The organism is Neptuniibacter marinus (assembly GCF_001597725.1).
In the GTDB taxonomy this organism is placed as follows: Bacteria; Pseudomonadota; Gammaproteobacteria; order Pseudomonadales; family Balneatricaceae; genus Neptuniibacter; species Neptuniibacter marinus.
Window position 1 is genome coordinate 32,738 of the sequence record NZ_LUTR01000027.1, and the last position, 10,779, is coordinate 43,516.

At 42.7% G+C, this 10,779-nt stretch carries 10 protein-coding genes; 9 read left to right on the forward strand and 1 reads right to left on the reverse strand.

All coding sequences use genetic code 11. The features are described 5' to 3' along the window. Positions 1 to 6: 6 nt before the first annotated feature. Positions 7 to 2,769, forward strand: coding sequence for a DNA polymerase I (gene polA / locus A3774_RS14450; protein ID WP_197468075.1), 2,763 nt, complete (start codon positions 7 to 9; stop codon positions 2,767 to 2,769). A 173-nt stretch (positions 2,770 to 2,942) separates the two neighbouring features. On the opposite strand, the gene yihA is transcribed toward polA, so the two are convergent. Continuing rightward, positions 2,943 to 3,584 (reverse strand): ribosome biogenesis GTP-binding protein YihA/YsxC, encoded by a 642-nt coding sequence (yihA, locus tag A3774_RS14455; protein ID WP_067869125.1) that lies wholly within the window; start codon positions 3,582 to 3,584, stop codon positions 2,943 to 2,945. Positions 3,585 to 3,795: 211 nt separating this feature from the next. Here yihA and A3774_RS14460 point away from each other — a divergent pair, with 211 nt between their 5' ends. From A3774_RS14460 to tatC, 8 genes are all read left to right on the forward strand, one after another. Beyond that, on the forward strand, positions 3,796 to 4,401 hold the full coding sequence (locus A3774_RS14460; protein ID WP_067869128.1) for a c-type cytochrome: 606 nt from the start codon (positions 3,796 to 3,798) through the stop codon (positions 4,399 to 4,401). Positions 4,402 to 4,532: 131 nt separating this feature from the next. Continuing rightward, entirely contained in the window at positions 4,533 to 5,156 is a 624-nt protein-coding gene (locus A3774_RS14465) for a thiol:disulfide interchange protein DsbA/DsbL (protein WP_067869131.1), read from the forward strand. 135 nt (positions 5,157 to 5,291) lie between these two features. Beyond that, positions 5,292 to 6,881: a GGDEF domain-containing protein gene (locus tag A3774_RS14470; RefSeq protein WP_067869134.1), complete on the forward strand. Its 1,590-nt coding sequence runs from the start codon at positions 5,292 to 5,294 to the stop codon at positions 6,879 to 6,881. 55 nt (positions 6,882 to 6,936) lie between these two features. Then, positions 6,937 to 8,571, forward strand: coding sequence for a ubiquinone biosynthesis regulatory protein kinase UbiB (ubiB, locus tag A3774_RS14475; protein ID WP_067869137.1), 1,635 nt, complete (start codon positions 6,937 to 6,939; stop codon positions 8,569 to 8,571). An 85-nt stretch (positions 8,572 to 8,656) separates the two neighbouring features. Further along, entirely contained in the window at positions 8,657 to 8,989 is a 333-nt protein-coding gene (locus A3774_RS14480) for a phosphoribosyl-ATP diphosphatase (RefSeq protein ID WP_067869140.1), read from the forward strand. Positions 8,990 to 9,048: 59 nt separating this feature from the next. After that, complete coding sequence (gene tatA, locus A3774_RS14485) at positions 9,049 to 9,300, forward strand: Sec-independent protein translocase subunit TatA (RefSeq protein ID WP_067869143.1); 252 nt, start codon at positions 9,049 to 9,051, stop codon at positions 9,298 to 9,300. Positions 9,301 to 9,313: 13 nt separating this feature from the next. Continuing rightward, the gene (gene tatB / locus A3774_RS14490) at positions 9,314 to 9,685 is read left to right on the forward strand and encodes a Sec-independent protein translocase protein TatB (protein ID WP_067869146.1); all 372 of its coding nucleotides are present in this window, start codon (positions 9,314 to 9,316) and stop codon (positions 9,683 to 9,685) included. Further along, positions 9,685 to 10,533, forward strand: a complete 849-nt coding sequence (gene tatC / locus A3774_RS14495) for a twin-arginine translocase subunit TatC (RefSeq protein ID WP_067869148.1) — start codon at positions 9,685 to 9,687, stop codon at positions 10,531 to 10,533. The genes tatB and tatC overlap by 1 nt, the downstream gene beginning before the upstream one ends. The last annotated feature ends 246 nt before the right edge of the window (positions 10,534 to 10,779 follow it).

Sequence of the window (10,779 nt, forward strand, 5' to 3'; positions counted from 1 at the left end):
TTACAGATGAGCGAACAGCGCCAAATATCCAACTCTCCTCTTATTCTAGTCGACGGCTCCTCGTATTTATACCGCGCTTTTTTTGCTTCTCAGCAAGCAGACTTAAGAAATTCAGCTGGTGTGCCTACTGGAGCGATCCGAGTGGTCACTTCTATGCTAAAAAGCCTGATTAAGCAGTATCCAGATAGCCCTATAGCTGTCATCTTTGACGCAAAAGGAAAAACCTTTCGTGATGATATTTATAGCGACTATAAAGCGCAACGCCCGCCGATGCCAGATGATCTTCGCAGTCAAGTAGAACCAATTCACCAGATAGTGAAGGCGATGGGTATGCCTCTGATTGTAGAAGATGGAGTTGAAGCGGATGATGTTATTGGAACGCTTGCCTATCAAGCAAGCCAACAAGGCGTTGATACGATTATTTCTACGGGCGATAAAGATATGGCGCAGCTCGTAAATAAGCATGTCACGCTCATTAATACCATGACCGATACATTAATGGATGTTGATGGTGTCAATGAAAAATTTGGTATTCCACCTGAACTCATCATCGACTTTCTCGCATTAATGGGGGATAAGGTGGATAACATACCAGGGGTGGCTGGTGTTGGTGAAAAAACGGCACTGGCGCTCTTGCAGGGTATTGGTGGCATTAAAGACTTATATGAAAACCTCGATAAAGTTGCTGATTTAGGTTTCCGTGGTGCAAAGACCATGGCTAAAAAACTAGAAGAGAATAAAGATAAAGCGGAACTCTCCTATCTATTGGCAACGATTAAGCTTGATGTTGAGTTACATGAAACTATATCGGACTTTAAAAAGCCTGAACCTGACACTGAGGCTTTAATAAAACTCTTCGAAGAGTTCGAGTTCCGTTCCTGGCTTGTAGATCTTCAATCCGGAGGTGGAGCTTCTGCTGAGTTAGTTGCGGAAAACAGTGCGATGCCAGTAGCGCCTGAAAAAGTTGAATATGAAGTTATCTTTGAAGAATCGGAATTAGATCGTTGGATTGAAAAGTTATCCACAGCTGAATTGTTTGCTTTTGATACAGAAACCACCAGTTTGAACTATATGGAAGCTGAGTTGGTAGGCGTTTCTTTTGCGGTTGAAGCGGGCTACGCGGCTTATGTTCCTGTTGCACATGATTATATGGGAGCGCCTGAACAGATTAGTCGTGAGCGCTTGTTAGAAAAATTAAAACCTTTATTGGAAAGCAGTGAGCATAAGAAAGTAGGTCAGCACATTAAATACGACATGAATGTATTGGCTAATTACGGCATTGAGATGCAAGGTATTGCCTTTGATACAATGCTGGAATCTTATGTGCTCAACTCGACCGCATCGCGCCATGATATGGACAGTTTAGCCGATCGTTATTTAGGTATTAAAACGGTTAAGTTTGAAGATATTGCCGGCAAAGGTAAAAAACAGCTGACATTTAATCAGATTGAACTGGAACAAGCGGGCCCTTACGCCGCTGAAGATGCGGATGTTACCCTGAGATTACATCAAGCAATTGCTGCGCAACTTAGCAAAGATGAAAAGTTATCTAAGGTCTTTTCTGAGATTGAAAAACCATTAATTTCTGTGCTTTCTCATATAGAGCGTAACGGCGCTTTAGTAGACCCTAATGTGCTAGGGGAACAAAGTATTGAGCTGGCTGCTCGCATGATTGAATTGGAGCGGGAAGCCTACGAGATTGCAGGTAAAGAATTTAATTTAGCCTCGCCCAAGCAGCTTCAGCAGATATTGTTTGAAGAACAAGAAATCCCTGTCATTAAAAAGACGCCAAAAGGGGCGCCGTCTACAGCGGAAGAGGTGTTGCAAGAGCTAGCACTTGAATACCCGCTCCCTAAATTGATCTTGGAGCATCGTAGTCTAAGCAAATTGAAATCGACCTATACCGACAAGCTGCCGTTGATGATCAATCCACGTACTCAACGTATCCATACCTCCTATCACCAAGCGGTGACTGCGACAGGACGGTTATCTTCAACGGACCCGAATCTACAGAATATTCCTGTTCGTACACAAGAAGGGCGCCGAATTCGTCATGCTTTTATCGCGCCTGAAGGGTATAAAATTGTTGCTGCGGATTACTCGCAAATTGAGCTGCGGATTATGGCGCATCTATCGCAGGATAAAGGGTTGTTAGAAGCCTTCTCTAAAGGAGCCGATATTCATAGTGCGACGGCAGCGGAGGTATTTAAGGTTGAACTCAGCGAGGTAAGCAGTGATCAGCGACGTAGTGCTAAAGCGATCAACTTTGGCTTAATCTATGGGATGTCGGCTTTTGGTTTAGCTAAGCAGCTCGGCATTAGTCGCAAAGAGGCAGGACTATATATAGAGCATTATTTTGCTACCTATCCTGATGTGCAGAACTATATGGATGATGTGCGTGTTAAGGCGCAGGAGCAGGGTTATGTAGAAACCTTATTTGGCCGTCGGTTATATCTTCCTGAGATCAAAGCTAAAAATGCGATACGTCGACAAGCGGCAGAGCGAACCGCGATCAATGCACCTATGCAGGGAACAGCTGCCGATATTATCAAACGGGCAATGGTATCTGTGGATAATTGGTTAGCGAGAGCTGATTATGATGTTCGTATGATTATGCAGGTGCATGATGAGTTGGTCTTCGAGGTACGTGAAGATCAGGTTGATGATTTTGTGGGCGAGGTAAAGCGGCAGATGACGGGAGCTGCTGATTTGGATGTACCACTCTTAGTTGAAGCCGGCGTAGGTGATAATTGGGAACAGGCTCATTAAATTTATATTTAGATTGAACTATTGCTATAAACAAGCGTCACAGATTTAGAGCTATATTTTTTACATTTATTCTAGCTGTAGCTCTTTCCAGCGAGTATGTATTAAAGCCCTGCGGTATCAGTCGTTACTCTTTTAACGATTCCCAGGGCTCTTTTTTGCCTTCTAAATCTCAGCTATTCCATTTCAGGTTGATCATTCTCAGGTAGAAGCCAGCTATCTAACCGCTGACGAAGTTGATCAACATTTTGCTTTTTCAGTGCGGAGAATGTTTGCACTGTCACAAGGTCACCTAATACTTCACTAAGTTCCTTGCGGATTTTTAGCAGTGTTGATTGAGCGGGCCCTTTCTTTAACTTGTCAGCTTTGGTCAATAATACATGTAGTGGCATATGGGAGGATTGGCACCAGCCGATCATCATGTGATCGAACTCTTTCATCGGATGACGTATATCCATAACTAATACGACTCCTTGCAAGCATTGACGCTTTTGCAGATATTCATCAAGATGTTGCTGCCAATGCTGTTTCATCTCAATGGGGACTTTAGCGTATCCGTAACCTGGTAGGTCGACGATACGTAAATCTTCAATATTGAGATCGAAAAAGTTTATTAACTGGGTTCGGCCAGGTGTTTTTGATGTGCGGGCTAATTTCCCGTTGTTTGTAAGTGTGTTAATCGCGCTAGATTTGCCCGCATTTGAGCGGCCAGCAAACGCAACTTCGGCGCCTACATCTTCCGGACACTGATGTAATTTTGCCGCGCTTTTATTAAATCGTGCGCTGTTATAGTGAACGGTTAATTGATCTGATGACATATTTTGGGCCGCTTTTTTGGTAATCGCTACTAAAGGAACAGAGATTGTCGTTCCAGTTTGTGTGGATATTGGTTTATAATTGCGCCAATTTTACCTGCGATCAGGATTTAGCTCTAGTCTGCAGGGAAGTGAGGATAACATTGGTCAACGTAAAACTATTAGTGTTTTACATAGATCAAACATAATTTTAATCAAGAGTCTGGGTTCGTCGATGAATAAACTACTGATTAGCTTGCTTGTGACCATAGGTCTTACTGGTGTAGCTCATGCGGCAGGTGATGCCGCTGCAGGAAAAGGCAAAACGGCTGTGTGTGGAGCTTGTCACGGTGCTGACGGTAACAGCGCTATAGCAAACTTCCCTAAATTAGCAGGTCAGAATGAAGCTTATCTGATCAAACAGCTTAATGAAATTAAAGCAGGCACTCGCCCAATTGTGGAAATGACAGGCCTACTTGATGCGTTAAGTGATCAAGATATAGCTGATATCGCTGCTTACTTTGCAAAACAGCAAGGTACAGTAGGACACGCTGCCAAAGATTTAGTTGAGCAAGGCGAGAAGATCTACCGTTCCGGTATTGCTGCTAAAGGTGTTGCTGCTTGTACAGCATGCCACGCTCCAACAGGTCAAGGTAACGACCAAGCTGGTTTCCCTGCTATTGGTGGACAGCACGCTGCATATACAGAAAAACAGTTACATGCTTTCCGTACAGGTGAACGTGCTAACGATCCTCAAGGTATGATGCGTGATACCGCTGGTAAACTAAGCGATGCAGAAATTAAAGCAGTTGCTAGTTATATCCAAGGACTGAGTAAATAAATTCAGTTCGAGTTAAAAAAAGGCAGCGTAAGCTGCCTTTTTTTGTAGATGTTTTTCTGACAAGATGGAACTTTATCGTCTGCTGTTATGTCTATTCTTAATTCAGTTGATTGTTCGGAGCATAAAATAGAATGAAAAAAATTGGCTTTATATTGATCGCTTTGTTTTTGCCGTTACTTGTTCAAGCAGAAGATTACCGTGAGGGTGTGCACTACGTTAAGTTAACAACGCCTGTACGCACGATTGATCAGAGTAAGGTAGAAGTGGTTGAGATGTTTGGTTATCCATGTCCCCACTGTAATAGCTTCGAGCCTTACATTAAAAGCTGGAACAGTAATCAAGCGGATGATGTGAACTTTGTTCGTATCCCTGTAGTTTTTGGGCGTAGCTGGGAGCCGATGGCACGTGCTTTTTATGCATCAGAGCTTATGAAAACGTTAGATAAAACGCATGAAGCTACTTTTCATGCGATTCATGTTGAGCGTCGTCGCTTTTCTGGTATGAATGACTTTTCTGAGTTTTACGCAAATTTAGGCCTTGATCGTGGCCAGTTTGATAAAATGTATAACTCCTTTGCGGTTAACATGAAGCTAAAGCAAGGCGACTCTAAGCTGCGTGGTTACGGTGTTGAAGGTGTACCGGCAATGATTGTTAATGGCAAGTATCGCATTAGTGCTCAGATGGCGGGTGGTCAGCAAGAGATGTTAAAAGTAGTGAATTTCCTAATTGAGAAGGAACGCTCCGCAGCCGAGTAAACCTAAAGATTTAAAAAAACGCCCTTCATGGGCGTTTTTTTATATCTGTTTGCTATAAGCCCTAGTGCGAATTAGTTAGTTAGACTAACATAAGTTCAGACTGGATTTTTGGTTTCGATGTCCTGGGGATTTAGAGTGGCAGAAGAAAAAGTTGATTGGAAAAAGAAATATAGGGAATTGACTCAAGAGTTGGAACAACAAGAGCGCAAAAGTGCCGATGTTGAGAGTCAGCTGCGTCAACTTGCTAGCTATTTGACGGTTGCCCTAGAAGGGGAAAGTCCGCAGTTTGATACTGAATTATCCCAGTTGAAGCCTCTACTGCAGAAAGCGTGTATGGAAAACCTATCTGCTTTGAGGCAAACGACCAAACGTGTTGAAAAGCAAGTTAAAAGTAGAGTTGAGGTTAAGGATAAGCAAGCGCAAGAGGTTGTTGCTGCACTGTTAAAGTGGGTACGCATGTTACGTACCCAAGTACAAAGTAGCGGTGCCCAGAATGTTCTTGATTCGCTTGAAACTCGAAGTCATGACATCAATGATAAAATTTATGGGCTGCCGGGTTTACTTGATGACTTGATTGAGTTGCAAAGTCATGTTGAGAGCGGCAGTGAGGGTGATACGGCTTTTGAAAAGAGTCATTTCTCTTTAGACAACACCGCCTCTACCGATGCGCTCGGTGAGGAAGTTCGCATACTGTTAAAACATATAGGGACCGAGCTTCTTGAGCTTATAAGTGGGCTTAGCGTTCCGAAAGAAGATGCGCCTGATGCACGAGAGTTAGTTCAACGTATTGAAAAAGGTTTTGAGCTGCCCCATTTACCTGAGATAGTTCACCTTATTGTTCAATTGGTTATCAAGTCGACTAGTAATACTAGCGATGATTTTGAAAATTATTTAGTAGAATTAAGCTCTAGATTGACCGAAGTTCAGACCTTTGTTGTGGATAGCCGTCAAGAGCAGCAAGAGATTGGTCAGAATCAGCGAGAGCTTGACCAGCAAGTGCGCCAAGATGTTAAGCAACTGAACCATACGGTTAAAAATACGAATGATTTAAAGGATCTCAAAAACGCGGTCTCGTTTCAGTTAACCGGTTTGATGCGAGCAATGGACAGCTTTAAAAAGAAAGAGGAGGAGCGTGAAAGTCGGTTGCAAGGTCGATATGAGGATCTAATCTCAAAAGTTGATGAGATGGAGCAAGAAACCCGCAAGGTGAAAGCTCATATGGAAGAGGAGCGTCTGCGCGCAAGGACTGATCCGTTGACTGGCTTACCAAACCGTGCCGCGTATGATGAATATATTGTCCAAGAATATGAGCGTTGGTCGCGCTACCGTACGGCGTTTACTGTTGTTGTTGCGGACCTAGATCTTTTCAAAAGTGTAAATGATAACTTTGGACATCTTGCCGGTGATAAGGTTTTACGTTTAGTTGCTAAGGTTATTACCAAAAGTATTAGAGTGACTGACTTTGTTGCTCGTTATGGAGGTGAAGAGTTTGTTATTATCCTTCCCTCAACATCGGTCACTGAAGCCGTGCAGGCGATGAATAAACTAAGACTTTCATTGGCGAAAAGCCCATTTAATTTTCATGGTAAGCCTGTTGGGATCACAATGTCTTTCGGGGTGACTGAGATTAAAGAAGGTGATTCTTTAGAGGAAGCTTTTAACCGCGCTGATGCGGCACTGTATCAAGCTAAGGAAGATGGTCGTAATTTAGTCCGAGCTAACTAGCATCTGCTGCTGTCTTTGTTGTATTAATATAATTTTTAATTAAGGTTCCTCTGCTGTGAAGCGTCTTTCACGTATTCTAAGAATAATCCAAGTGTTTGCTCGTTATCGTCTTGATACGATATTTTTAGGGTTGTCTTTACCTTGGTACGTTCGTATTTTATTTTGGTTATTACCTTGGCGTTTGTTTATTCGCGCATCTAAGCCGGAAGCGGTTCGTATCCGATTGGCTTTAGAGGCTTTAGGACCTGTTTTTGTTAAATTTGGTCAAATGCTTTCCACTCGCAGAGATCTTCTTTCCGATGAACTCGCGGCAGAGTTGAAAAAATTACAAGATCGAGTGCCTCCTTTTTCAGGCCCTCAAGCCCAGAGTTTAATTGAAACTGCATTGGGGCAGCCCGTGTCTGAGCTATTTTGCCGGTTTGAGGTTGAGCCATTGGCGTCGGCGTCCGTTGCTCAAGTTCATGAAGCGACTATGTTTGATGGGCGAGATGTGGTTGTTAAGGTTATCCGTCCAGGAATTAGCAAAACGATTAGAAAAGATGTAGATCTCCTATTTACCTTAGCGCGCCTTGTACATGGCGTTTGGGCTGAGGGAAGGCGTCTTCGGCCTGTAGAGGTTGTGGCTGAATATGAGCAAACTATCTTTGATGAATTAGATCTGCGTAAAGAAGCGGCTAATGGTTCGCAGCTACGACGTAATTTTGATAATAGTGATGTTCTCTATATCCCCGAAATTTACTGGGATTTTACCCGTTCAAATGTGCTCGTTATGGAGCGTATCCACGGCATTCCTGTGGCCGATCTTGAACAGTTAGCGGCTCAACATACAGACATGAAGTTGCTTGCAGAGCGGGGCGTAGAGATCTTTTTTACCCAAGTGTTTAGGGATAGCTTCTTTCATGCCGATATGCACCCAGGCAATATTTTCGTTTCTCGCAACAACCCTTCGCAGCCCCAATATATAGCGGTGGATTTTGGGATTATTGGTTCGTTGACACCGGAAGATCAAAGTTACCTTGCACGAAACTTCTTAGCTTTCTTTAAGAGAGATTATCGTTTAGTTGCTCAACTGCATGTGGATTCAGGTTGGGTGCCTGCAGATACTAATGTTGATGCATTTGAAACAGCGATTAGAAGTGTCTGTGAGCCTATATTTGAAAAGCCATTAAAAGAGATCTCTTTTGGGCAAGTTTTACTTGGGCTATTTCAGACTGCACGGCGTTTTAATATGGAAGTGCAGCCACAGCTGGTATTGCTCCAAAAAACATTGTTAAATATCGAAGGGCTAGGCCGACAGCTTTACCCCGACCTTGATCTATGGAAAACCGCAAAGCCTTTCCTGGAAAACTGGATGAAAGAGCGTATGGGGCCGAAAGGCGTTTACCGCACTATTAAGCAGCAAGCCCCCGATTGGTTAGAAAAACTTCCTCATATGCCGCAACTTGTCTTTGATGCTCTAAATCAGGTGCGTAATTTAGATAATATTAGACTAAGGGATCTGCGTGCTTATCAACAAGCGAAAGATGAGTTAGAGGCTAAGAGTAAGCATCGTACCTATCTAGCGATACTTTTTATTGGCGGTAGTGTTATTACAGCGAGTCCAGAACTACAGGTTTGGTTGTGTGAGTTACCTGTAAGTAGTTGGCTTTTGGCTATTTTGGGTGGTGCACTTTTATTTAAACGAGATTAGGCTATCCCTCTGGGTATGGTGGAAGTAATATTGTTCGGGTATGCTTCCGCAACAAAAATTAGCATAGATAAAAGAGCGATATGAGATGAGTGATGTATTAACTCAGCTGGGCAAGGTATTAGAAGAGCGGAAATCTGCATCTCCAGATAGTTCATATGTCTCAAGCTTACATGCGAAAGGTTTGAATAAAATTCTTGAAAAAGTGGGCGAAGAGGCGACCGAAACTATACTGGCTGCAAAAGATGCGCAGGTTAGTGGTGATAACAAAGATGTTATTTATGAAACAGCCGACCTTTGGTTTCATAGTCTAGTTGTGTTGTCACATTTAGGTGAGAATCCTCAGGTAGTATTAGATGAATTGGCGCGACGCTTTGACCTTTCTGGCTTAGAAGAAAAAGCATCGAGAGTAAAAGGCTAAGGTCTATTTGATAAATTAAGGTGATCTTATCGCCTCTGATTTCACGACGGAGAATAACAATGGGTTTAGGCGGTATTAGTATTTGGCAGCTTCTGATTGTTCTTGCCATTATTGTTTTGATTTTTGGTACTAAAAAATTCAAAAATATTGGCAGTGACTTAGGTGGAGCAGTCAAAGGCTTCAAAAAAGCGATGAGTGATGAAGAAAAAGCTCAGGAAGAAGCTGATAATAAACAGTTAAAGCAGGATGATGCCGATTTTACTGATGCGAATAAAGCAGATGTAAAAGAAGAACAGAAAACTGATAAATAGTTGGCCACGATAAATGTTTGATATCGGTTTCGCCGAAATATTGATTGTTGCGGTCGTCGCATTGGTTGTTCTGGGCCCAGAAAAGCTGCCGTCTGCTGTACGGACTCTCGGCCTCTGGGTGAGTCGTATTCGGCGTACCGTCGGTGCTATTCAATCAGAGATAAGTGAAGAGCTTAGAATTGATGAGGTAAGAAGGGCGACATCGATTAAAAAAGATGAACTAGAAAAAGAGCTGAACGATATGCGCCAGCCGTTTGGTGTATTGGATGATGATTCACCTATTGCGGCAAAAACGACATCGCCTGAAGAGTTGAAGGAGTCAGAAGGGACGTTAGCAAAGACTGATACGGTAGCCGGTGACGAAATGGGCAAGGTTGATAAGTAATGAGTAATCAGCAGAAAGCCTCAGAGAAAGATCAAGAGTTGCCTTTAATTAGTCACCTTGTCGAGCTGCGCCAGCGATTAATGTACGTATTATTAATCATCTTTGGTGTTTTTTTAGGGTTGTTCTATTTTGCCAATGACCTTTATACCTATCTATCTACACCCCTGACTGCATTGCTGCCGGAAGGCACTAGCATGATAGCAACCGATGTGACTTCGCCATTTTTTGCGCCATTCAAGTTGACGCTTGTTGCGGCAATTTTTGTAGCAATGCCTTTTATATTGCATCAAATCTGGGGATTTATTGCGCCGGGCCTCTATCAGCACGAAAAGAAATTTGCTGTCCCTTTGCTGGCTTCTAGTATTTTTCTGTTTTATGCAGGCATTGCCTTTGCTTATTTTGTTGTATTTCCACTGATCTTTGGTTTCTTTACCAGTGTTGGGCCGGAAAATGTGGCAGTGATGACGGATATCAGCAGTTATTTAAATTTTGTTCTAAAACTATTCTTTGCATTTGGAATTGTTTTTGAAATACCTATAGCCACCTTATTGTTGATCTGGTCAGGTGCGGCTACCGTTAAAGGGTTACGGAATAAGCGTGCCTATGTGATTGTTGGCTGTTTTGTTTTAGGTATGTTGTTGACGCCGCCCGATGTCATTTCGCAAAGTTTATTGGCACTACCTATGTGGCTACTCTTCGAAGCTGGAATTATCTTAGGTGTTATTTTCGTGAAGCCTACTAAAGATGAAGAAGATGGCGACGCTGACGATAGCGAAGAAAAAAACGACGATGATGACTATACATACGAAGAAGATTTTGAGCGGACGATGAGAGATATGAAAGATTAAAAGCTCCTCTGTTTAATTGAAGAGAGTATTCGGGTGCCGCTTATGTAACTAAGCGGCATTTTTGTATCTACAATAGATGTTTTAGGTAAAATTGATCGCGGGCTAACCAGTTTTCTGATGATTGCTCGCTTATTTAATCTTTTTACCTTTATTTCACAGTTTTTTAAGATTGCCTGTTGACGTTGTTTGGGAAGTGTCTATAATTCGCCGTCCTTGCTAAGGGAGGCCTGCAAAGCAGCGCTGAAT